This window comes from Streptomyces sp. NPDC052236, from assembly GCF_044548015.1.
Taxonomy (GTDB): Bacteria; Actinomycetota; Actinomycetes; order Streptomycetales; family Streptomycetaceae; genus Streptomyces.
On record NZ_JBIUBL010000002.1, the window covers coordinates 605,279 to 625,123 of the forward strand.

General features: G+C 69.9%; 18 protein-coding genes and 2 pseudogenes. 11 read left to right on the forward strand and 9 right to left on the reverse strand.

What is annotated here, in order from left to right:
- Window positions 1-69 precede the first annotated feature (69 nt).
- Together ACIHCQ_RS06760 and ACIHCQ_RS06765 are read right to left on the reverse strand one after the other, a co-directional pair.
- Window positions 70-2,970 carry a PQQ-binding-like beta-propeller repeat protein gene (locus ACIHCQ_RS06760; RefSeq protein WP_399658597.1) on the reverse strand — a complete coding sequence of 967 codons (2,901 nt, stop codon included), beginning with the start codon at window positions 2,968-2,970 and terminating at the stop codon, window positions 70-72.
- Window positions 2,971-3,006: 36 nt separating this feature from the next.
- Entirely contained in the window at window positions 3,007-3,294 is a 288-nt protein-coding gene (locus ACIHCQ_RS06765) for a hypothetical protein (protein ID WP_399658598.1), read from the reverse strand.
- Between the two features lie 302 nt (window positions 3,295-3,596).
- Between ACIHCQ_RS06765 and ACIHCQ_RS06770 the strand changes: the two genes are divergently transcribed.
- The 7 genes from ACIHCQ_RS06770 to ACIHCQ_RS06800 all read left to right on the forward strand — a co-directional run bounded on the left by ACIHCQ_RS06770 (window position 3,597) and on the right by ACIHCQ_RS06800 (window position 11,388).
- Window positions 3,597-5,528 carry a hypothetical protein gene (locus tag ACIHCQ_RS06770; RefSeq protein WP_399658599.1) on the forward strand — a complete coding sequence of 644 codons (1,932 nt, stop codon included), beginning with the start codon at window positions 3,597-3,599 and terminating at the stop codon, window positions 5,526-5,528.
- A 195-nt stretch (window positions 5,529-5,723) separates the two neighbouring features.
- Window positions 5,724-6,983, forward strand: a complete 1,260-nt coding sequence (locus tag ACIHCQ_RS06775) for an extracellular solute-binding protein (RefSeq protein ID WP_399658600.1) — start codon at window positions 5,724-5,726, stop codon at window positions 6,981-6,983.
- Window positions 6,980-7,939 carry a carbohydrate ABC transporter permease gene (locus tag ACIHCQ_RS06780; RefSeq protein ID WP_399658601.1) on the forward strand — a complete coding sequence of 320 codons (960 nt, stop codon included), beginning with the start codon at window positions 6,980-6,982 and terminating at the stop codon, window positions 7,937-7,939. The genes ACIHCQ_RS06775 and ACIHCQ_RS06780 overlap by 4 nt, the downstream gene beginning before the upstream one ends.
- A complete protein-coding gene (locus tag ACIHCQ_RS06785; protein WP_399658602.1) occupies window positions 7,939-8,742 on the forward strand; it encodes a carbohydrate ABC transporter permease in 804 nt (267 codons plus the stop codon). The genes ACIHCQ_RS06780 and ACIHCQ_RS06785 overlap by 1 nt, the downstream gene beginning before the upstream one ends.
- Complete coding sequence (locus tag ACIHCQ_RS06790) at window positions 8,739-9,449, forward strand: amidohydrolase family protein (RefSeq protein ID WP_399658604.1); 711 nt, start codon at window positions 8,739-8,741, stop codon at window positions 9,447-9,449. Before ACIHCQ_RS06785 ends, ACIHCQ_RS06790 begins: the two co-directional genes overlap by 4 nt.
- Window positions 9,446-10,219, forward strand: coding sequence for an amidohydrolase family protein (locus ACIHCQ_RS06795; RefSeq protein WP_399658605.1), 774 nt, complete (start codon window positions 9,446-9,448; stop codon window positions 10,217-10,219). Before ACIHCQ_RS06790 ends, ACIHCQ_RS06795 begins: the two co-directional genes overlap by 4 nt.
- A complete protein-coding gene (locus tag ACIHCQ_RS06800; protein WP_399658606.1) occupies window positions 10,216-11,388 on the forward strand; it encodes a DegT/DnrJ/EryC1/StrS family aminotransferase in 1,173 nt (390 codons plus the stop codon). The genes ACIHCQ_RS06795 and ACIHCQ_RS06800 overlap by 4 nt, the downstream gene beginning before the upstream one ends.
- Here ACIHCQ_RS06800 and ACIHCQ_RS06805 read toward each other — a convergent pair.
- Window positions 11,363-12,376: an LLM class flavin-dependent oxidoreductase gene (locus tag ACIHCQ_RS06805; RefSeq protein ID WP_399658607.1), complete on the reverse strand. Its 1,014-nt coding sequence runs from the start codon at window positions 12,374-12,376 to the stop codon at window positions 11,363-11,365. The genes ACIHCQ_RS06800 and ACIHCQ_RS06805 overlap by 26 nt on opposite strands.
- 107 nt (window positions 12,377-12,483) lie before the next feature.
- Here ACIHCQ_RS06805 and ACIHCQ_RS06810 point away from each other — a divergent pair, with 107 nt between their 5' ends.
- Window positions 12,484-13,461: a dihydrodipicolinate synthase family protein gene (locus ACIHCQ_RS06810; protein WP_399658608.1), complete on the forward strand. Its 978-nt coding sequence runs from the start codon at window positions 12,484-12,486 to the stop codon at window positions 13,459-13,461.
- 103 nt (window positions 13,462-13,564) lie between these two features.
- The gene (locus ACIHCQ_RS06815; RefSeq protein WP_399658610.1) at window positions 13,565-13,894 is read left to right on the forward strand and encodes a hypothetical protein; all 330 of its coding nucleotides are present in this window, start codon (window positions 13,565-13,567) and stop codon (window positions 13,892-13,894) included.
- 14 nt (window positions 13,895-13,908) lie between these two features.
- On the opposite strand, the gene ACIHCQ_RS06820 is transcribed toward ACIHCQ_RS06815, so the two are convergent.
- Both ACIHCQ_RS06820 and ACIHCQ_RS06825 read right to left on the reverse strand, forming a co-directional pair.
- Window positions 13,909-14,253, reverse strand: coding sequence for a hypothetical protein (locus tag ACIHCQ_RS06820; RefSeq protein ID WP_399658612.1), 345 nt, complete (start codon window positions 14,251-14,253; stop codon window positions 13,909-13,911).
- Entirely contained in the window at window positions 14,250-14,840 is a 591-nt protein-coding gene (locus tag ACIHCQ_RS06825; RefSeq protein WP_399658613.1) for a DUF6232 family protein, read from the reverse strand. The genes ACIHCQ_RS06820 and ACIHCQ_RS06825 overlap by 4 nt, the downstream gene beginning before the upstream one ends.
- Window positions 14,841-14,987: 147 nt before the next feature.
- Between ACIHCQ_RS06825 and ACIHCQ_RS06830 the strand changes: the two are divergent.
- Both ACIHCQ_RS06830 and ACIHCQ_RS06835 read left to right on the forward strand, forming a co-directional pair.
- Window positions 14,988-15,925 (forward strand): annotated as a pseudogene (locus ACIHCQ_RS06830) (MerR family transcriptional regulator).
- 146 nt (window positions 15,926-16,071) lie between these two features.
- Window positions 16,072-16,565 (forward strand): annotated as a pseudogene (locus tag ACIHCQ_RS06835) (GNAT family N-acetyltransferase).
- A 112-nt stretch (window positions 16,566-16,677) separates the two neighbouring features.
- Here the strand turns inward: ACIHCQ_RS06835 and ACIHCQ_RS06840 are convergent.
- The 4 genes from ACIHCQ_RS06840 to ACIHCQ_RS06855 form a co-directional block, all read right to left on the reverse strand.
- On the reverse strand, window positions 16,678-17,778 hold the full coding sequence (locus tag ACIHCQ_RS06840) for a radical SAM protein (protein WP_399658614.1): 1,101 nt from the start codon (window positions 17,776-17,778) through the stop codon (window positions 16,678-16,680).
- 27 nt (window positions 17,779-17,805) lie between these two features.
- Entirely contained in the window at window positions 17,806-18,351 is a 546-nt protein-coding gene (locus ACIHCQ_RS06845; protein WP_399658615.1) for a class IV adenylate cyclase, read from the reverse strand.
- 285 nt (window positions 18,352-18,636) lie between these two features.
- A complete protein-coding gene (locus ACIHCQ_RS06850) occupies window positions 18,637-19,047 on the reverse strand; it encodes an ATP-binding protein (protein WP_399658617.1) in 411 nt (136 codons plus the stop codon).
- Window positions 19,044-19,790 (reverse strand): TauD/TfdA family dioxygenase, encoded by a 747-nt coding sequence (locus tag ACIHCQ_RS06855; RefSeq protein WP_399658619.1) that lies wholly within the window; start codon window positions 19,788-19,790, stop codon window positions 19,044-19,046. Before ACIHCQ_RS06855 ends, ACIHCQ_RS06850 begins: the two co-directional genes overlap by 4 nt.
- Window positions 19,791-19,845: the final 55 nt, after the last annotated feature.

Sequence of the window (19,845 nt, forward strand, 5' to 3'; positions counted from 1 at the left end):
GGGCGCGCCAGTCGGACGGCCCGTCCGGTGGTCGGTTCAGCGCAATCAGGTCACTCGTTCGTAGCGGCGTCAGCCCACGGGCAGCGCGTAGAAGGTGCGGTTCCGCCGTACGACGAGGTTCCGGCCGCCGCCCGCGAGGGGCTCGTACCGGGGCGTGGCGGTTCCGCTGTCCTCCGCGCCCGCGTCCTGGAACTTCCACAGCCGTTTGCCGTCGCGCGCGGCGAACGCGGTGAGCTGCACGCTGTCGTACGCGAGGACCATGGCACCGCTCGCGGTGACGGCCGTCCCCGGAATCTCCCTGGTCACGGGTGACTCGGTGGAGCGTCGCCACAACTGCCGACCGGGCGCGACATCGAGGGCGCACACCTCTTGGTGGCGGTTGGCGATATACAGCATGTGGCCGCGGACCGCCCCGCCCCCGAAGGGGAAGAGGCCGCTCTCGCCGGGAGCCGCCTTGGCCGGGGCGAGCTTCCACAGGAACGCGCCGTTACGACTGCTGTACGTGTGCAACTCGCCGAGCTCGGAGGCGAACAGCTTCCCCGACGCGTCGCCGATGATGTCGGCGGCGGGGTGGATGGCGGGGAGCCGGAACGTCTGGAGCCGCTTGCCCGTCTTCCGGTCGAGGACGAGCAGGGTGGACGCGCCCTTGGCGGCGACGAGCTGCGCGGGGGTGAGCGAGCGGGTGTCCTGCCGAACGACGATGTCGGTGGGGCGGACGGCGATCAGGTCGTACTGCGGGACGTACAGGCCGGTCCCGGCGGTGACGGGGGATCGCCAGAGCCACTTGCGCGCGGCGAGGTCGTACGCGAGGAGGTACGACAGCAGCGCGGCGCCCTTCTTGACCTGGCCGGTGAACCAGAGGGTGGTTCCCTCCCCGCCGACCCTGCCGGTGAGGGTCAGGGTCTCGCCGGGGACCGCGAGGGCGGTCTTGGCGACGCGGTGTCTGACCTGCCCGTTCCGCGCGGTGATCCAGAGGAACGCGTCGGCGGAGTCCACGAAGCAGAGCGCGTCGTCGACGGGCACGGCCGGGGCGAGCGAGGCGACCTCAGCCCGCTGCCAGAGGGGCCGCCCGGTGCGCAGGTCGACCCCGGCGGACTGCTCCTTGCCGGTCAGTACGAGGACGCGGTCCTGCCAGAGGGTGGCGTTGAGGGGCCCGGCGGCCGTGGCGGGGTGGTCGTACCGCCACACCGGCGCGGGCGGCTGCCCGGCGACGGGGGAGCGGGTGGGCGCGGTGAGCGCGGGGATCGTGCGCTCGGGATCGGTATCGGGGCCGGGGTCGCGAAGGGCGTACACCGCGCCCCCGCCGACGAGAACCCCGGCAACCCCGCCGACGACCCCGGCGAGCAAGGCACGCCGACTGGCTTGCGGGCCGGCGTCGGGGGCGTTGCGGGGCACGGCCGGCACGACGAGATGCACGGCCCCGCGCTCACCCTCCCGGGCCCCGGCCCCAGCCCCGGGCCCGATACCGGGTGCGTACGGGGGGCCGCCGATTCCACCGGCCTCCGGACCTGCGCCGTGCGCATATTGCCCGGCCGCGCCGTCTGCGGGCTGTCCGCCTGCGGCGGCCTCCGGAGCTGCGCTGGGCGCATACTGCGGAGCTTGCGCGTTCCCGGCGCGGGCCGCGCCGTCTGCGGCGAGCGACGGTCCACTGCCGGCTGCGTACTGCGGTCCCACCGCGCCTACGGATTCCGCGCTGCGCGCATGCCGCGCGGTCTGCACGTTGACGGTCGCGGTGTCGGCTGTGGCAGCTTCGGGTGCCTCGCCGCCTGTGCCCTTGCCGGGCCCTTCGCCTCCAGCCTGCGCGTCCGTGGACGCGGGTTGTCCGGTCGGCCAGGTCCCGGTTCCGGCGTCGCTTGCGGTGCGCTGCGGGCCCACCGTGCCGACAGGCTCACCGTTGCCGACCAGTTGCGGGGTACTTCGGCCGGCGCCTGTGCCGGGCCCGTTGCCCGCGACCTGCGCGTCCGTGGAGGCGGGTTGTCCGGCCGCCCCGGCTCCGGGTTCCGCGCCGCTCGCCTGCCGCCCACCCTGCGCATCCGGCTCACCGCGGGCACCCGCACCCGCACCAAGGCCGCCGCCCGCGGCCAGGGACCGGACCCCCGCCGCCTGGGTCTCCACCGCCGTCACCAGGCTCGGTGGGAGCCAGCCCTCGCGGGCCAGTGCCGCCGCGCCCTCCAGGGCCAGAGACGCCGCTACCGTGCCCGCCGAAGGGCGGTCCTCCGGAAGCTTCGACAGGCAGTCGGCCACCAAGGGGCGCAGTTCGCCCGGTACCCCGGTCAGGTCCGGCTCTCCGTGCGTGATGTCGTCCGCGTCCGCCAGCGGGGTCGTCCCCGTCGACGCGTACGCCAGCAACAGGCCCAGCACGAAAATGTCCGACGCCGGGCCGGGCTTCGCGCCCGTGGCCTGTTCCGGGGTCAGATAGTCCAGCTTGACCGTCAGTTGCCCGTCCTCCCGCGCCTCCGCGACCGCCGCCGCGCCCAGCGCCCCGAACGCCGTCACCCGCGGCCCGTCCGCCGCCAGCAGCACCGTGTCGGGCGCCAGCCCGTGCAGCACCGCGCCGGTGGCGTGCACCCGGGACAGCGTCTCCGCGAGTGCCGCGCCCAGAATCCGTACGGACCGTTCCGGCAGCGGACCCGCGAGGGCGATCGCCTCGCGCAGCGTCAGCGCGGGGACGTACGCGCTGGCCGTCCACGGCCGTTCCTCATCACCCGGGCCGGACTCGATCGGCATCACCCACCCGCCGGCCAGCCGCTGCGTCCTCCGCGTCTCCGACTCGAAGCGGCGCCGGAACGCCGGCAGCGCCGCCAGCTCCGGCCTCACGACCGAGACCACCGAGACCACCGAGGCCGAGGAGACCGCCGAGATCACATCCGACTGCGCCAGGTAGCGGACACTTACCGCCGACTCGCCGAAGCGCGCCAGCGCGATGAACGGTCCGATCCGGCGCGGGTCGTCCTGCTGTAGCGGCTCCATCGCGACCATCTCCCCTGGCGACACGGTCCCGCGATCTTATTGCCCGCCGTTCGGCTTCGACCAGGGCCATTTGAGCTTCCGGCGCTCCGCGCCCCCGGGCACGTACTCGTACCGCCAGCCACGCGGCAGCCCCAGCCGCTTGGTGAAACCGGCGGGAACGCGCCGGTACGCGTACACCGTCGGCGGCGTTCCCGGCGCCGCGTCCGGGGGAGGCGGCACGGGGATCTTGTACCACTTGGGCGGGTGACCGGTCGGCCCGACCAGCACCGGCAGCACTCGCCCGTCCATCGGTCCGCCCTCGAAGGGTGTGTTCTCGCTTCTCACAGCGGCCAGTGTCACCCAGAGACACCCCCATCCCCGCATCGCACGCGCGGCAGATGGCCGTGGCGGACGCCAACGTCATTGGCCCGTTGGAGTGCTGTCCGGTCACCGTCCGGTCCGCACCGTTGACGCCCCCTTTGGGCGTGGCGTATCACTTTCGGCTAGTGCCGTAACTCCCGTTTCCTTCGAAGGTGTTACCCTCTGTGACGACGCGACGTGCGTTTCTCGCCGGCTCGACCGCAGCACTCTCCGGCTCTGTACTGTCATTAAGAGCCCCGAGTTCCGCGTCCGCCGAGGAGGCGCTGATGCGCGATCCCGTATCCCTGGGTGTACCACTCGCCGACGTACTGCTGCTGGGCGGCGTCGTCGCGCCGGGCCCGGGAGGCAAGCCCGCCCTGTGGAACGTGTCCACCGGTAAACCCGCCTACCTCAACGCCATCGACCCGGCCACCGGAGACCAGCTCGTCAGCGCCCCCCTCACGGGAGCTGACGGAGGGTGGGCCGTCACCGCCACAGCTGACGGGGTGTACGCCGGCACCTACGGCTCCACCCCCCACCTCTACCGCTGGCAGCCCGGCGCCGGGAACACCGCCGAGAACCTCGGTCTGCCGATCGCCAAGGAGACCTTCATCTGGTCGCTGACCCGCGACGCGGACGGCATGGTCTATGGCGGCACCTTCCCCGGCGGGAAGGTGTTCCGCTTCGACCCGGCCACCAAGGCGTACACCGACTTCGGGCAGATGGTGGCGGGTCAGACGTACGTACGGAGCATCGCCTGGGCCGGCGGCAAGGTCTACACCGGTTCGTACGCCTCCGCGCACATCGCCGAACTCGACCCGCAGAGCGGGTCCGTCACCGAACTCCCCAAGCCCCCAGGGCTGAGCAGCATAGAGGGCGAGGCCGTCTACGACCTCGACGCGCGCGACGGACGGCTGTACGCGCGCATCGGATCCGATCGGCCCAGCCCGCTCTTCGTCTACGATCTCGCCGAGGGCGCCTGGATCGACGAGATCCCCGACGCGCACGGCCTGCACATCTCCCCGACCGACGCCGACGGCTGCATCTACTTCGTCCAGCTGGGCCGGTTGCGCCGCTACGACCCGGCCACCAAGAAGCTCGCCGACACCGGCCTCGCCCTCACCGGCAAGGTGCGCAACACCCGGTCCCTCGGCTTCGTGGAGCTTGGTCTGACGGACTATCCGGGGCTCAGCGTCGTCGGCACGCTCTCGCGCGGCGAGATGTTCCGGTACAACCCGACCACCGGCTCTCACGCGATTCTGGAGAGCACGGTCCGCAAGGAGCCCGTGGAGATTCTCTCGCTGGCCGCCGGCGGGAGCGGAACCGTCTACGCGGGCGGCTTCCTCAACGGCGGCCTCGGCTCCGTCCGTACGGACACCGGCGCCTCGACGTTCCACCGCTTCGCGCAGATCGAGTCGCTCCTGCGGGCATCGGACGGCACGGTCTGGATCGGCGTCTATCCCGAGGCGCGGCTCTACCGCTACCGGCCCGACGAGACCTGGAACAGCCCCGATTACTCGCCGGGACCGCCCGGCACCGACGCCAACCCCGAGCTGATCCTCAACCTCGGGTCGCAGCATCAGGCGCGCAGCAGGTGCCTCGCCGAGGTGGACGGGCAGATCGCCGTGGGCACCGTACCGGCCGGGGACCGGCTCGGCGGCGGGCTGGCCATCTACGACCCGGACACCTCCACCTCGGAGTTCACCCGCAACGTCGTGCAGGACCAGAGCATCTTCTGTCTGGCCGCGCACGGCGACGTGGTCTACGGCGGCGCCTCCGTGACCGGCGGTCTTTCCACCACCCCGCCGACGCGGCGGGTGGGCGCGCTCTTCGCCTGGGACGTGACCCGTGGCGAGAAGCTGTGGGAGATCGAGCCGGTCTCCACCGAACACACGGTCAGCTCGCTGGTCATGGGGCCCGACCTGAAGCTGTGGGGGCTCGCGGGACACACGCTCTTCGCGGTCGACCGCGTCACGCAGGAGGTCCTCCACGTCTTCGAGCTGGGCACCAGGAGCGTCGGCGGCACCATCGTGTCCATGCGCTCGAAGCTGTACGTCAGTGTGGACGTCGGGCTCATCTACCGCGTCGATCCGTTCGATCTGGACCGCGATCCGGTGCTGATCGTGGCCTATCCGCACCGTCGGCTGACGGGACATCAGGACGGGCGGCTGTATTTCAGCCGTGTCGCCGAACTCTTCGTGGTCGATCCCGGTACGTGAGCAACGCGGCTGTCTCCGGATACGTGGTCCGCGTACGTCATCCGTACCCCGGCGCGAACGGACCGTTCAGCTGTTCAGCTGATTAGCGGATCAATCACCCCGGAAGCATTGACACGCCAAATCTCGCGCGGCTAGTTTCGGTCCAGGCCGAAACTAGCCGGGCTCTGGCCCTCTCTAGGCCTTCCGGAGGCCCCTATGAAGTCAGGCTTCACGCGCGCCGCGGCACCCCTCGCGCTGTTCACGCTCACCGCCCTCCTCACGGGTTGCGGCGGCGACAGCGCTGCGGACTCCAAGAAGGTCACCGTCTGGATGTACCCGGTTATCGGCGACCCCAAGGCCAACTCCGCGTACTGGACGCAGATCGAGAAGGACTTCAAGAAGGCGGAGCCCGATGTACGGCTGACCATCGAGCAGCAGCCCTGGGAGAACCGCGACGAGAAACTCGCCACCGCGCTCAGCGGCGGCAAGGGCCCCGATGTCGTCCTCCTCGGACCCGACCAGATCCCGCAGTACCTCTCCAACGGAGCCATCCGGCCGGTCGACGGCGCGCTCAAGGGCGTAGAGGACAAGTTCCTGCCGACCGCCCTCGACGCCATGAAACAGGACGGCAAACTCTACGCCGCGCCGATCTACCACACCGTCACCACCACGATGTACAACAAGAAATTGCTGGACCAGGCGGGCATCACCACGCCCCCCACCAGCTGGGACGAGATCAAGGCAGCCACCCCCGTGTTGAAGTCGAAGGGCATCGCCGTCCTCGACTACTCCGCGAGCAACGAGGCGACCCAGAACCTCAACTTCTATTTGCTGCTCTGGCAGGCGGGCGGCAAGGTCTTCGCCGACGACGGCAAGAAGGTCGCCTTCAACGGGCCGAAGGGCGTCGAGACCCTCACCTTCGTGAGGGATCTGTACAGGGCGGGCGCGATCCCCAAATCCGCGCTGACCAACACCAACCTCATCGCCGACCACGCACTCGGCAAGCAGCAGGTGGCGATGGGCTTCTCCAACACCCCCGCCGACGCCGCCGTCGCGGCCGAGGCGTGGGGCGAGGAGAACGTCATCATCGGCGCGCCGCTCTCCGGCGGCGCCGAGCAGGTCAGCTTCGGCATCCCCGGCGGCCTCGGCATCAACGCCAAGTCCAAGAATGTCCCGGGGGCGGAGAAGTTCCTCGCGTTCATGACGCAGCCCGAGCAGCTCCAGTCCATGGGCAGGGCGAGCGGGTTCCTCTCCCCGCGTACAGACGTCACGGTGGCCGGCGACGGACCGTTCGCCAAGGAGTTCCAGGCGGCTCTGGCCCATGCGTACCCCGGTGAGCCCAACCCCGCCGCCCGCCAGGTGATGTCCCTGATCGCCCCGGAGATCCAGGCCGCGCTCACCGGCAAGAAGAACCCCAAGGAGGCCCTCGACTCGGCGGCCGAGCAGGCGGACGACCTGCTGGCGCGGCAGCGTTGAGCAAGACCGCCGTCGTCGTCAAGGACGAGGATCCGTTCAAGGGGAGGACGGCGTCCAAGGAGTCGTCCAGGACGACGGCGTTCAACAGGACGGTACGACGGCGTGAAGCGCGCGTCGGGCTCCTCTTCGTGGCCCCGATGCTGCTGCTGTTCATCGTGTTCCGGTTCGGCCCGACACTCGGCGCGGCGTTCATCTCGCTCACCGACTACCAGCTGAACGGTGAATGGCAGTTCATCGGCGCCGAGAACTACAGCCGGCTGCTGGACGACAACCTGTTCTGGACCAGCCTGGGCGTCACCGCCCTCTACACCGCGTTCTTCGTCCCGCTGACCGTCCTGCTCTCGCTGTCCACCGCCCTGCTGCTGCACCGCACCGTCTGGATGCGCGGCTTCTTCCGGGGCGTGTTCTTCCTGCCGTACGTCACAAGCATCGTGCTCGCCGCCGTCATCTGGAAGTGGATCTACGAACTCCAGGACGGCCTGATCAACGCGACGCTCGGCGCGCTCTCCCTCGGGGAGATCGACTTCCTCGGCGACGACTCCCTCGTCCTGCCGTCGATCGCGGTCACCTCCGCCTGGAAGGGCTTCGGCTACTCGATGCTGATCCTCCTCGCCGGGCTCCAGTCCATCCCGCGCCATGTCATCGAGGCGGCCACCATCGACGGCGCGGGCAGCTGGCAGCGGCTGAGGTGGGTCACGCTCCCGCTGCTCCGCCCCGTGCTGTTCTTCGTCCTCGTCATCGAAGCCATCCAGTCCTTCCAGGTCTTCGACGCGATGTATGTGATGACGGAGGGCGGCCCGGTGCGCTCCAGCTATTCGCTCGTCTACATGCTCTACGACACCGGCTTCAAGTTCTTCGACTTCGGTTACGCCAGCGCGATCGGCCTGGTCCTCTTCCTGGTGGTGCTCATCTTCTCCCTCATCCAGCGCCGGCTCATCGGAAGGGACGCGGACTGATGGCGCGGCTGCGACTGCCGGTCCTGCTGATCCTGGTGGCGCTGGTGACCGTCACCCCCTTCGTGGTGATGGTGCTCGTCGCCTTCGCCCCGCCCGGCGGCCAGACGCTGCCGGGGGCGTTCGACCTCACCCGCGCCACCTGGCGCAACTTCTCCGACGTCCTCGGCAGCGCGGACATCATGCGCTGGGCACTGAACTCGCTGATCTACTCGGTCGTATCGGTCGTGCTGATCCTGCTGTTCTCGTCGATGGCGGGGTACGCCTTTGCGAAGAAACGGTTCCCCGGCCGCGAGGTGCTGTTCTGGTCATTCCTGGCGACGTTGATGGTGCCGTTCCAGGCCACGCTGATCCCGTACTACATCCTCGTCTCGGAGCTGGGCGGGGTCGACACGTACTGGGGAATGATCGTGCCGACCCTGGCCAACTCCCAGGCCGTCTTCCTCATGCGGCAGTTCATCCACCAGCTGCCGGACGAGCTCTTCGAGGCCGCGAAGATCGACGGCGCGTCGGAGTGGCGCATCTACACCACCGTCGTCCTGCCGCTGATCCGGCCGGTACTGGCGACCCTCGGGGTGTTCGTCTTCCTGTGGCACTGGAACGACTTCCTGTGGCCGCTGGTCATTGGCCAGTCGGCCGACATGCGTACGCTCACCGTCGGCCTCGCCACGCTGGAGGGCGAGAATGTCGCGGTCAACCAGATCATGGCGGGGGCCACCATCACGGTGGTGCCCTGTCTGCTCGTTTTCGGGCTGCTCCAGCGCTATCTGACGGACTCCATCGCCACGACTGGTCTCAAGACATGACGGTTATTGACATCAACAGGATCCTCGGCCCGCTGCCGTACGACGAGGTGGCGAGCCGGGATCCGGTCGGGCTCGTACGGGAGCTCGACCGGCTGCGGATCGACGCCGCCTGCGTCGTACACACGCACGCGCTCTACGGCGACCCGAGCGACGGCAACGAGTCGCTCACGCAGACCGAGGGCAGTCGCAGTCGGCTTCGCCCGGTGCCGGTGCTGATCCCCGGGCCGCTCGGCACACCCGAGTGGCTGGGCGGCGCACGGCTCGTACGGCTGTGCCCCGTCGAACACGGCTGGTCGCTCACCGGCGAGCACGCGCTCATCCTGACCTCCCGGCTGGCGCGGTCCCGCACCGCCGTACTGCTCGGCTTCGAGTCGGTGACGGCCGAGGATGTACACGCGCTGGCGGGCGCGCGGCCGGAGCTGCGGATCGTCCTCACCGGCACCGGCTACCGCCGGATGCGGGAGCTCGCCGAGCTGATGGAGCGACACGAGCGGCTGTCCGTGGACACCTCGACGCTCGCCGGACACCTGCAGGTGGAGTGGCTGGCCCGGCGGTACGGAGCCCACCGCGTCCTCTTCGGCACCGGCGCGCCGGTCACGGACGACGCGGGGCCGCGGTATCAGCTGGACACCCTGGACCTGCCGGAGTCGGGCCGGTCCCTGATCGCGGGCGGCAACGCGCTGCGGCTGCTGGGAGAATCTCCATGACCGTGCCGAAGATCATCGACGCACACGGCCACCTGGGCCGCTGGTCGGCCTTCGCGATCACCGACGGCTCGGCGCGCAGCCTCATCGGCGTCATGGACCGGTGCGGCGTCGCCACCTCCTGCGTCTCGCACCTGCTGGCCGTGGGCCCCGACGCCCGCGCCGGGAACGCCCTCCTCCTCAAGGAGCTGGAGCTCCACCCCGGCCGCCTCCTCGGCTACGCCGTCTTCGACCCGCACGACCCCGAGGCCCCGGCGCGGCTGCCGGATCTGCTGGATGTGCCCGGCGTCATCGGGGTCAAGCTCCATCCGGAGTTCCATCAGCTGCCGCTCGACGACCCGGCGTACGCCCCGGCCTTCGACATCGCGGCGGCCCGCGGCCGTATCGTGCTCTCGCACTGCGAGCAGGCCCACGCGAACCCCGCCGCCCCGTCCGCCCCCTTCCGCTTCGCGGCGGTGGCCCCCCGCTACCCCGAACTGCCCATCCTGATGGGCCACTCGGGCCTGTGGCCCCGCGGCTTCCCGCACGCCGCCGACGCCGCGGCCCGCTGCCCCAACCTGGTCCTCGAAACCTGCGGCTCCAAGATGACGGCCCGCCACCTCGTCCGGATGGTCGCCGAGGTCGGGGCCGAACGCATCGCCTTCGGCTCCGACGCCGTCTTCCTCGATCTGCGCGTGTGCCTGGGGCGCGTACTGCTCGCCGACATCTCCGAGGCCGACCGGGCGCAGATCCTGCACGGCACGATGCACCGGCTGCTCCAGAGCGCGCGGTGACACCGCCCGTACGGACCGAGGGCTGGCCGCGCTGGCCCCCGCCGGCCACGGCGGAGCAGCGCGAGCGGCTGTTGCGCGTACTGGACAGCGGGCGGTGGGGCGCGACGGCGGGCACCGAGACGGACTCTTTCGCGGCGGCTTTCGCGCGGAGTGTCGGCGTCGCGCACGGCGTCTGCACCGCGAACGGGACGGTGGCGCTCTTCCTCGCGCTGCGCGCGCTGGGTGTCGCGCCCGGCGACGAAGTGATCGTGCCCGCCTATACGTTCGTGGCGAGCGCCACCGCGGTCGTGCTGGCCGGGGCCACCCCCGTACTCGCCGATGTGACCGACACCCTGCACATCGACCCGGACGCGGTGGAACGGCTGGCTGGGGAACGTACGAAGGCGGTCATGCCGGTGCATGTGGCGGGCGCGCCCGCCGACACGGAAGCGCTGCGGGATGTCGCCGCGCGCCGCGGCCTCGCCGTCGTCGAGGACGCCGCCCAGGCGCACGGAGCGCACCGGCACGGGCGTCCGGCGGGCACCCTCGGGGACGCCGCCTGCTTCAGCTTCCAGTCGAGCAAGGCGATGACGGCGGGGGAGGGCGGCATCGTGGTGACCGACGACCGGCGCGTGTACGAGTCGCTGTGGTCGCTGCACAATGTCGGACGGCGGATCCAGGGCGGCTGGTACGAGCACCCGGGGCTCGGCTGGAACCTGCGGATGACGGAGTTCCAGGCGGCTCTGCTCCACCCCCAGCTGGCGCTGCTGGACGGCCAGTTGGCGCACCGTGCGGCGCGGGCGGCGGCGCTGGGTCGGGCGCTGGACCAGGTCGAGGGGCTCGATCCGGTCCCGGCCCCGGCGGGCACCACCCGGCACACCTGGCACCTCGCGATGCTGCGTTACGACGCGCCGGCGTTCGGGGGGCACCCCAAGCGGGCGTTTCTGGACGCGATGACGGCGGAGGGGATTCCGCTGGACACCGGTTACCGCTCGCTCTCGCGCGAGGAGTCACTTGCTCCGTACGTTGCGAGGGGCCGTTTTCGGTGCCCGGTCGCCGAGGCGGCCGAGGAGACGGTGGTGTGGGTGCGGCAGGCGATGCTGATGGCCGACGACGAGGCGATGGCGGACATCGGCCGAGCGGCGCGTGTCGTCCAACGGTCGTTCAGCCGTGAGCCCTTCCGCGATTGAGCCCCGGCAGCACCTCGGTCCCGAAGGCCTCGATCGCGCGCAGCGTGTCCGCCTGCCCCATCCCCGGCGGCTGGATCCGCAGCACGACCCCGTCGGCGCCCATCTCCCCGTACTGTCCGAGCCGCTGCACGCACTGATCCACCGAGCCGATCACCGAGCGCGCCTCGATGTCGTCCCACTGCTGCGCGTAGCGCGCGGCATCGGCGGAGGTGCGCTTCCACCCGCCGTACGCGTCGTACAGCCCGCGCAGCGGATCCTCCAGCGCGGCGCGGGCCTGCTGCGAGGTCGGCGCGGCGAAGCCCTCGCGGCAGACGATGACCTCCGCGCCGAGAGACGTCGCGCCGCGCGGATACGAGCGGTACTCGGCGATCTTCTCGGGCAGCTCGGAGTCGAGCTCGTTGAAGGAGGTCGTCCAGCCGTCGCACATCCGGGCCGTACGCTCCAGGGCCGCGGAGACGCGCCCGCCGTTCCAGATCCGGGGCCGCGGGCTCTGCACCGGCCGGGGCGAGAGGAAGGCCCGCTCCACGGAGGTCCAGCGGCCGTGGTGGGTGACCTCGTCCTCGGTCCACAGGCGGGTCACGAGCTCCAGACACTCCTCGAACCGCGGCACGCGCTCGCGCGGCTCGGTGCCGTACAGCGTGAACTCCTCGGGCCGGTAGCCGAGTACGAACCCGGCGGTGAGCCGCCCGCCCGAGAGTACGTCGATGTGCGCGAGAGTCTCGGCGAGCCACACGGGCTGGTAGACGGGCGCGATCAGCCCGGCCGTGGCGAGCCCGATCCGCTCGGTGTGCGCGGCGAGATACGCCAGCGAGGTGATGGCCTCGTGGTAGCCGGGCCGGTGCAGATGGCGTTCGCCGAGGACTACCCAGTCGAACCCGGCCGCCTCGGCCAGCCGCACCTGCTCCACGGCGTCGGCGAGGCGGGGCCGGTCGGCCTTGTCGGCGTAGAGGTTGACGTAGAGGCCGAGACGCATGGGGGACTGGGACATCCTCGCGGGCCTTTCTCGTGGGCCTTTCTGGCTGGCCGTTCCTTTACGGTCCGGGCCGTAAAGGCTAGCGTGTCGTCAACGACCGCAACAGACGGGAGAGATCGCCCATGTCTGCGACGGAGAACCTGGTGCGGGGGTTGCGCGGGACTGTGGTGCCCGCGGTGTGCACCCCCATGGACCTCCGGGGAGTCGTGGACCCGGGTGTGCTGCGCGCGTACGCGGAGCGGATCGCTGCCGAGCGGATCGGCGGTGTGGCGGTATGGGCGCATACGGGCCGGGGCCTGTACCTCTCCGAGACCGACCGCCGACAGGTGCTGGGCATCTGGCGGGAGGCGGTCGACGGGCCGGTCGTGGCAGGCGTGGGGGTACCACGACCGGCCCGCCCGTCCTTGGCCGATGCCGAGGACGCGACCGTCGCCATGGCCGTACAGGCGGCCGACGGGGGCGCGGACGCGGTCATGGTCTATCCGCTGGCGCAGCTCACCGAACTGCCGGAGCCGGACAGCCAGGACGGGGCCGTACGACTGCACGAGCGGGTGGCGGCGGAGAGCGGGCTGCCCGTGCTCGGCTTCTTCCTGCACGGCGAGGCGGGCGGCTATCCGTACCCACCGGAGCTGATCCGCAGGCTGCTGGCCCTGCCGTCGGCCGCCGGGGTCAAGCTGGCCACGCTGGACAGGGCGATGGCCTGCCAGGACGCGATCCGGGCGGCGGAGGAGAGCGGGAAGCTGGTCATCACGGGGGAGGACCGGATGTTCGGGCCTTCTCTGATGTGGGGCGCTGACTCGGCCCTGGTGGGCATCGCGGCGGCGCGGGTAACCCTGACGACGGCGGTGCTGGACGCGTGGACGGCGGGTGATCACACAGCCTTCGTACGGGCGTCGGGACGCCTGGACAGGTTCGCCGAGTCGACGTTCCTGGCGCCGATGGAGGGCTATGTGCAGCGGATGCTGTGGGCGGCGGTCTGGGAGGGCCTGATCCCGGAGAGCGCGGCACACGACCCGTACGGGCCGGGGCCGGTGGAGGGGGAGCGGGCGGCGGTGGTGTCGCGCCTGGAGGCACTCGCGAAGGAGCCGGACGTCTTCTGAGACCACTCGGATGGCCTGTTACAGGTGCACGGATGGCGGGTGGCCATGAGGCTGGTGCCGGATACCCAATGTCTCGGGATGTCTCATGAAGGAAGTTGCTGCCATGCGACGCGCCCTCACCATCGTCAGCGTTCTTGCCTACGCGGGCCTGGCCGCTCTGACCGCCCCCGCTCCGGCCCACGCCGCCACCGGCACCCTGACGGTCTCCAACGAACTCGGGCCGGCCGACGAATGGCAGGACCCGGCTCCGGGGTGCTATGAGCCCGGGACCGGGACGCCCCCGTTCACGGTGCACAACCAGACGGACAGCACAGTCGAGCTCTACGTCGGCGCTGGGTGCGGGGCATCCGGCGGGGGTCCGCTGATGACGGTGCCTCCCGAAACGATGGCGTCGATCAGTCCCTTCACCATCAGTCTCCGCGTCCTGACCTGACCTGTCCTGTCCTGCTACAGGCCGAGCAGCCCCAGGACCTTGTTGACCGCCTCGGCGACCGGCTGGCCGAGCGCTCCGACCGTCGCGGCGATGGTGGCCACGGCGATCAGGGCGCGGTGCCGCTCCTGTGGAGCGCTCGCGTCGGAGGCGATCACAGGCAGGGAGTCGTCGATGACCTGCGCGCTCGTGGGCGCGACCTGATCGCGCAGCTCCTGGAGCAGCCCCGCCAGCTCCCCGATCGCCTCGCGCAGAGCGGGGGACTGGTGTTTGACGATGCCGGTGTTGCCTGTTCCGCCGTAGATATTGACGTTGTCGCCGTGGATGTTGTTGCCGTAGTGGTGCGAGTTGCCGTTGCTCACTTTTTCACCCCCGTGTTGAACAGACCGCCGTACATGTTCACGTTGTCACCGAAGTGGTAGTTCTTCGGGTTGACCAGCACGCGCTCCACGCGCACCTGGAACTCGGCCGCCGGATTCTCGATGGCGTTGACGAGGTACTGGACCAGCCGGCGCAACTGGTCCGGATTGGGCAGCGTCACCAGCGCGGTGGAGCCGCTGGACGTCTCGATGGCCAGCACGTGCTGGGACGGCGCGTTGCATTCCTTCACGAGCTGTATGACCAGGACGATCACCACCGCGATGCCGATGCCCCACAGTGTGCCGGCGGAGTCGTTTTCCCCCTCCCAGTCGGACGCCGAGTCCTTGTTGACCGTCTGGAGCACGACGAACGCGACCAAGGTGGCGCCGAGCCACTTCAGGAAGCTCATGAAGGCTTCCATGCGCTTGGGCCTGAGTACGAGGGTGTGGACCCGGGTGATGTTGTGCAGTGGGTAGGCCGCGTCTCCCACCCACAGCAGCCGTCTGCTGACCTTGAGTTCGACGCTGGTCTCGCTGGGAGGAGGCGGTGGCTCCGGCAGTGAGGTTCCTACGGTCCCGAAGTTCTGCATTAGCCCCCCGTACGTACTCGACTCTGCGGCCGTACGGGAACCATTAAGTACGCGTGCCTCTAACTGGGCACGAGACAAAAAGCGGCCAATATCGTCGTCTGGCGAGGGGCTTGAGTCTCCCCCAAGGGGAGACGTAAAGGTGGGGGCATGGACGGCGACACGCTCTACCCGATCGGCGAGCTCGCTCGGCGGACCGGTCTCACGGTCAAGACCATCCGGTTCTACTCCGATCGCGGAATCGTGGCGCCGACGCATCGCAGCCCGGCCGGCTACCGGCTGTACGACCTCGATGCCGTCGCACGCCTGGATCTTGTGCGGACCCTGCGCGAGCTGGGACTGGACCTTCCCACGATCCGCAAGGTCGTGGACCGGGAGCTCTCGCTTCCCGACGTCGCCGGGGCGCACGCCGACGCGCTGGCAATGCAGATCCGCGTCCTGCGCCTGCGGCGCGCGGTACTGACGGCGGTGGCCGAGCGCGGCTCCACCCTTGAGGAGACGGAACTCATGCACCAGCTGGCCCAGCTCTCCGAGGACGAACGACGGCGTCTGATCGGCGATTTCCTCGACGCCGTCTTCGGCGATCCGGACGCTACCCCCGCATTCGCGGGCATCATGCGCTCGATGACCCCGAGCTGCCCGAAAACCCTGAGACGGAACAGGTCCAGGCGTGGGTGGAGTTGGCGGAACTGTCCCTGGACCCGGATTTCCGCGAGGGTGTGCGGCGGATGGCCGAGGACCTTGCGGCCGAGCAGGCTCAGAGCGCCGCTATGGGCCTGCTCCGCGACTTTGCCGCAGCCGTCCGTGACCGGGCCGGCCCGGCTCTGAGGGCGGGCATCGACCCGGCCTCGCCCCAAGCCGATCCAATCGTCGCGGCGCTCACGGCGCACTACGCGTACCTCCTTGGCCGCCCCGACGATGTTGAGCTTTGTCGCAGGCTGTTGACTCGGCTGGAGAGCGTGAATGACCCCCGTAGGGATCGGTACTTTCAGCTGCTCGCGGTGATCAACGGCTGGCCTGCTCCGGAGAGGCTGGCGCCGCTGTTCGACTGGTCCGTGCAGGCTCTGCGCGTGCGGGCACAGCGATGACGGGGCGCTCGGGGGGTAGCAGGGGCCGGACGCGGTTGGCGTCGGGTGAGCGTGCCGCCGCTTACGATCGGTTGGTGAATGCACCGGTACTACTTCAGGTGGCCGCGACGCCGTCCTTTCCCGCGCTTGTTCTTCGCCCCTGGTGCATGGAGGACGTTGCCGCATTGGTCGAGGTGTGCGGGGATCCCGCGTTGCGCCACTGGGCGAGTACTCCCATAGACAACGATGCTGACGGGCGCGATGGGTGCAGGTCCAGCAGCGGGACTGGGCAGAGGGAAACCGGTTCGGCTTCGCAGTCCTTGAGACACAACACGATTCACGCCGCGAACAGTTGGTGGGCAATGTGATCCTCAAGGAAGTCGGCTCCGGTAGACCGGCGGCCGAGGTGGGCTACTGGACCGCGGCGCACGCTCGCGGGCGGGGAGTGGCCTCTCGTGCTCTGGAGTCGCTCACTGGTTGGGCTTTCGACACCTTCGCAGCCGATGGGTTGCAGCGTCTTGAACTCCTGCACCAGGTGGACAATCAGGCATCGTGCCGGGTTGCGCAGAAGAGCCGGTACGACTTCGACAGAGTCCTGCCCGCAGCGCCGCCCGCCTTCCCCCGCGATGGCCACCTGCACATACGGCCCACGGGTGCCTGAGATCAACTCGTCTTCCGCGGACCGGCTCAGACTGCTCACGTCGCAAGGGCCTTGGAGCGTTCAAGTGGCCCAGTTGGGTAAAGGCGGTTGATGTGCCGACGGACGCAACAACTCACGCGGAAGCTCCTTGTGGGTGGAGGGCGGTCAGGCGGGTGTGTTGGTCGTCGCGGAAGGTTTGGATTTCGTGGCAGAGCTGGCTCATGACGAATTGGCCGAGGGGTGCGCACAGGTCCATTCGTTGGATGCAGACGCCGACCATGAAGGGGCCGTTCTGGGCTCGGTAGAGGCGGATGCCGTAGTAGCCCTCCTGGCAGTCGTGGTCGTTGTTGAAGCGGCAGGTGGCGCAGGTGTCGGGCAGGCGGGTGGGGCGGATGGTCTTGGTGTAGAGGTGGTGGCCGTCGGGGAGGCGGTAGCGGGTGCGGGTGCCGGAGGCTCCGGCGGTGAGGATGTGCCGGACGGGCTGGGCGTCGAGGTGGTTGAGGAGGTCCCGGACGGCGGTCAGGGATGCGTCGCCGTCCGCCAGGGAGGTCAGGATGCGTACGCTCACGTCCTGGCCGTAGGTCTCGATGAGCCGCAGTACCCGGGGGATGTGGGTGTGGTCGGGGACGACGATGTTGGCGGAGACCTTCACGCCGTGGGACAGGGCGGACTCGACGGTGGCGTGCAGGGCGGTGAGTTTGCGTTCGGCGAGAGCGGTGGATGCGTAGCGCGGTGCCTGGATGGCGGCCAGTTCCTGGGGTGTGGTGCCGAAGACGGACAGGTTGATGCGGTCGAGTCCTGCGGCGGCGCAGTCGGGGAGGACGGCGGCTCCGTTCTCGCCGTTGGAGGTGATGCCGACGGTCAGGCCGAGGCGGTGGGCGATGGCGACCAGTTCGGGGAGTTTGGGGTGGAGGGTGGGTTCGCCGCCGGTGAAGTGGACTTCTGCGGTGTCGATGCTGCCGCGCATGGCGGCCAGGGCGAGGGCGTAGTCGGTGTCGGGTTCGATGCGGGCGGGCAGGAAGGCGGCCCCGTTGGTGCGCAGGTAGATCGACACCCGTCCGGTGCGGCCGGGGGTTCCGGTGAATTCCCCGGCCGTGCGGCCGTGGTTGTCGGCGGTGACGGGGGTGCCCTCGTTGTGGCAGAAGGTGCAGGCCATGCCGCATGCGTCGATGATCTTCACGCGGAGTGTGCGGTCGGGCCGGACTTCCACCGGCAGGTCGGGTGAGCCGTGCATGGGGCCGCCTTCCGTTGGGGCCGGTCGTCAGGGGGAGGGGAAGCGCAGGTCGGGGATGGTGGTCAGGTCGATGCCGTAGCGGGCGTACACGGCGGTGGTGTTCTGGCTCGTCAGCGCCTCGCGGTCCAGGCCGAGGCGCTTGGCTGCCGCCCAGACCTGTTCGGCGTCGTCGCCCTCGATCTCCAGGTACGGCGGGATCAGTGGCCAGGAGTCGATCTCCAGCTGGACTTCGTCCAGCAGCCAGGAGGAGCGTCGGTTCTCCTGATAGGCCTTCGCGGTGAAGCCGAGCGTGCCGAGGAGGGCGTTGGCGGTGTCGAAGTCGCCCACGGTCGTTTCGGTCTCGTGGGTGCCGTCCACGGCGTCGGAGGTGATCTCCTTGACGCACAGGGTCACTTCGCTGCCGGTGTCGCGCAGCCGGATCCAGCGGCTGGGATCGCCGGGGGTGATGTCGTAGACGTACCGGCGCAGCACGCGGTCCGTTACGTGGGTTCCTCCGGCAGCCGCGATGCGCTGTGCCATCTCGGCGGGATCGATGTCCAGGGCTTTCGTTTCGTACTCGGTCTGTGTCGTCATTCCTCTGCCTTCTAGCAGTCGAGTGCGTGCAGCCCGCGCAGTACGCGTCTCATCAGGTCGATGTCGGGGAGCTGGCTCTGGCGGGTGGGTTGGTAGGGCATGAGGCCGGTCACCGGTCCGGTGGTTGTGGCGGTCGCTCCCCGCAGGGGCGGGCGAGCCAGGAGTGTTCGGCTTCGGGGAGCAGTTGTACCGGACGCGGGCGGCTGCGCGGGCGGCGTCCTCGTACCGCCAGAGCGGTGAGGAACGCTGCCGCGCAGACAGCGGTGGCCAGAGCGTGTCGGGCCTTCATGAGACGGGTCCGTTGAGCAGCAGGCGCGCCCATACCGTTTTGCCGACCGGTGTCCGCAGGCGGTGCCCGACGTTTTCGGCGAGCGCGGCGACCAGCAGCAGTCCCCGGCCGTGCTCGGCGTCCTCGTCCGGCGTGGCGGGGCAGGGCGGGATGTCGCTGACGTCGGAGACCTCCACCAGGCACTCCTTGCCGGTGACGCTGAGATGGACCTCGAAGTTCTGGCGGGGTACGCAGGCGTAGCGCACCGCGTTCGTCGCGAGTTCGCTGCACACCAGCACGGCGGTGTCCACGTCGTCCTCGCCGCATCCCCACCGGGCCAGCCTTCGGCGTACCTGTCTGCGGACCAGCCACACGCACTTCTCGTGCGGCGTGAACTCCATCCGCCAGTCCATGTCGGATTCGCTCATGGGCCGATGTCCTTTGGCTCGCCCAGGGCTCGGTAGCACAGGCGGGGTCCGGTGAAGGCGGTACGGGCGTGGAGCCAGCGGGTGTTGTCCAGGACGTAACCCTGGCTGGCGGCCAGTGTCAGGACCTGCTGGTGACGGGTGATCGCCGCGCGCAGTACAGGCAGGTACGGCTGGGCGAGCGGCGAGAACCGGGCCAGGCTGTCCCAGCGCAGCCGGATTTCGGGGCGTCCGTCCGGGCGTGGGGTGAAGACTGCGCCGAGGTGTCCGTCGCCGCCGCCGAAGAAGGCGCTGCGCGGTTCGCTGAGCGCGGTCAGCGCGTCGGGGTGGTGCTCGGCGAGATCGGCGTATACGGCGTGGCTGTCGGCGAGTAGGCACTGTCCGCCGGTGGTCGCGGGCCGGGCGCAGACCAGCATCATGAGCCGGGGAGGGGCGGCGAGGCTGGAGCGCTCGGTGTGCGGCAGCACTTCGCCGTTGCTCAGGCCCGCGAAGCCTTCGCGTCCGGTGTGCTGGCCGGTGTCCCGGATGACGGTGAGGCCGTCGGGATCACTGTCACGGTGAGCCGTGATGTGCATGACGTGGGCAGCGGCGTCGAGTACGTCCTGCCTGGTGGGCAGCTGGTCCAGAAGGGCCAACCCGGTGTTCCGCAATGTGTCGGCGACGGCCGATACCGCATCCATGGTCAGCGGCCCCGGCACGGGAGACGCGTTTATGCCGTTCTTCGCCTTGATTACGACGCGCGTCATCCCGGAGTTCCTTCCGTCGTGGTGTGCCAGAGAGGTGATCTCACTGTCGGGAGTC

Excerpts from the sequence above, each read along its gene's own strand:
- ACIHCQ_RS06760 (WP_399658597.1), bottom strand. The coding sequence starts at position 2,970 with ATGGAGCCGCTACAGCAGGACGACCCGCGCCGGATCGGACCGTTCATC.
- ACIHCQ_RS06770 (WP_399658599.1), top strand. The coding sequence starts at position 3,597 with ATGCGCGATCCCGTATCCCTGGGTGTACCACTCGCCGACGTACTGCTG.
- ACIHCQ_RS06775 (WP_399658600.1), top strand. The coding sequence starts at position 5,724 with ATGAAGTCAGGCTTCACGCGCGCCGCGGCACCCCTCGCGCTGTTCACG.
- ACIHCQ_RS06785 (WP_399658602.1), top strand. The coding sequence starts at position 7,939 with ATGGCGCGGCTGCGACTGCCGGTCCTGCTGATCCTGGTGGCGCTGGTG.
- ACIHCQ_RS06790 (WP_399658604.1), top strand. The coding sequence starts at position 8,739 with ATGACGGTTATTGACATCAACAGGATCCTCGGCCCGCTGCCGTACGAC.
- ACIHCQ_RS06795 (WP_399658605.1), top strand. The coding sequence starts at position 9,446 with ATGACCGTGCCGAAGATCATCGACGCACACGGCCACCTGGGCCGCTGG.
- ACIHCQ_RS06805 (WP_399658607.1), bottom strand. The coding sequence starts at position 12,376 with ATGTCCCAGTCCCCCATGCGTCTCGGCCTCTACGTCAACCTCTACGCC.
- ACIHCQ_RS06810 (WP_399658608.1), top strand. The coding sequence starts at position 12,484 with ATGTCTGCGACGGAGAACCTGGTGCGGGGGTTGCGCGGGACTGTGGTG.
- ACIHCQ_RS06815 (WP_399658610.1), top strand. The coding sequence starts at position 13,565 with ATGCGACGCGCCCTCACCATCGTCAGCGTTCTTGCCTACGCGGGCCTG.
- ACIHCQ_RS06825 (WP_399658613.1), bottom strand. The coding sequence starts at position 14,840 with ATGCAGAACTTCGGGACCGTAGGAACCTCACTGCCGGAGCCACCGCCT.
- ACIHCQ_RS06840 (WP_399658614.1), bottom strand. The coding sequence starts at position 17,778 with ATGCACGGCTCACCCGACCTGCCGGTGGAAGTCCGGCCCGACCGCACA.
- ACIHCQ_RS06845 (WP_399658615.1), bottom strand. The coding sequence starts at position 18,351 with ATGACGACACAGACCGAGTACGAAACGAAAGCCCTGGACATCGATCCC.
- ACIHCQ_RS06850 (WP_399658617.1), bottom strand. The coding sequence starts at position 19,047 with ATGAGCGAATCCGACATGGACTGGCGGATGGAGTTCACGCCGCACGAG.
- ACIHCQ_RS06855 (WP_399658619.1), bottom strand. The coding sequence starts at position 19,790 with ATGACGCGCGTCGTAATCAAGGCGAAGAACGGCATAAACGCGTCTCCC.